We start from the raw sequence: 1,501 nt of genomic DNA, 5'->3' as shown, positions 1-1,501 counted from the left end.
CAACGCCGTTCAGTTAGCGTCCGGGCGGTGGTGTCAAGGGCTGGCCGGGATCATGTTGATGCTGATGGCAGCCTTGTAGGTGGTCCGGTCGATTACGGGTCCGCGGGCGTTGTACTTGGAGATTGCGCGTTTGACGATGCGGTCTTTGGTGCGGACTCGCCGGGCGGGCAGGAGATGGGCCAGGACGTGTCGGCCGATGGTGCCGATCAGGTCGATGTTGGTGCCGGTGATGACGCCGGCGGCCAGGACGAGTTGGTCGCGGGCGGCGGCCAGAGCGGTGGTGAAGCCGGCCCGGTCAGGGTCGGTGCCCGGGATGCTGTCGGTGGCGTCGGTCATCGCGGTCCGCAGCACTTGGTAGACGGTCAGCAGCGCCCAGACCTCCTGCTCGATGCCGTCAGGAGTGTGCGCCCGCAGGACGTGCCCGCTCAAGATGGTGGACTTCAGCTCGGCATAGGTGGTCTCGATCTCCCAGCGCTCGTGATAGAGCCGGATGAGGTCATCCGCCGGGTAGGCGCACGCATCGGTGAGGCTGGTCAGCAGCCGGTAATGGCCGGTCCGGGTGCCCGCTGCGGTGCGGATGGTGATCTCGGCGTCGATGACGCGGACGGTCAGTGCACCGACCCGGGCCAGAATCGAGCCGTCCCGGCAGCGGGCCACGGCGGGCAGGTTGCGGCCGGACTTGCAGCGGACCAGCAGGTCGGCGCCGGCGGCGGCGACCTGGTTGAGCAGGTCGGTGGCGGCGAAGTTCCGGTCGCCCAGCAGGAGCATCCCCCTGCGCAGGCATGCTGCCAGACGGCGGGCGTAGTCGAGCTCGCCCGTGCTGGCAGGCCCGAACACGGCTGCGATCACCGACCTGGTCCCGCAGGCCACCAGCGCGGTCAGACGCAGTTGCGGGTAGCCGGACGTCCCGTTGCCGAGCCTCTGCCGGGTGAAGACCGTGAGGTTGGCCGGACAGTCCGGGACCGGGAGCAGGGTGCCGTCGACGGCGACCACCCGTAGTCCTCGCCACCATCCTGTGGCAGCGGTCGTCACTGCAGGGCCGCTGATCAGGTCGAACAGCGCTTTCATCGGGGCTGGTCCGAGCCGTTGGCGGGCCTGGCGAAGAGCGCTGCCGCTGGGCCGTACCAACGCCAAAGGCCCCAGCCCGGCGCACAATCGGTCGAAGACCTGGCGGTAGCCCAAGTCGGTGAACAAGGCCGCGGCCAGCAGTAGGTAGACCGTGACCCGGGCCGGCACCAGCCGCACCCTGCGCTCCTGCGCACGCGTCTCTGCCAGCACCTCATCGACCATCTCGAACGGGACGATCCGGGTCAGTTCGCCTAGGTGCCCCGGCGCGAACACCCCAGCGGCTACCCCGGTCGTTCGTTGTATGGCAACCTGTTCCAACAGCGGAGCTCCTGTAGTGAGGATGTCTTGGAGTGACAGACCTCTTCTACAGCGGCTCCGCTGTTTTGTTCACCGGTCTTGACCAACCGCCCTCTCCCTTAACTGAACGGCGTTG

General features: G+C 68.0%; 1 protein-coding gene. It reads right to left on the bottom strand.

Annotated features, from left to right (window positions below):
* Positions 1-33: 33 nt before the first annotated feature.
* Complete coding sequence (locus ABZ444_RS51415) at positions 34-1,341, bottom strand: IS4 family transposase (RefSeq protein WP_358012713.1); 1,308 nt, start codon at positions 1,339-1,341, stop codon at positions 34-36.
* Positions 1,342-1,501: the final 160 nt, after the last annotated feature.

The organism is Nonomuraea sp. NPDC005730, assembly GCF_040630865.1.
Classification (GTDB): Bacteria; Actinomycetota; Actinomycetes; order Streptosporangiales; family Streptosporangiaceae; genus Nonomuraea.
Note: the sequence above shows the minus strand (reverse complement) of the source record. Positions and strands in the feature narration are given on the sequence as shown.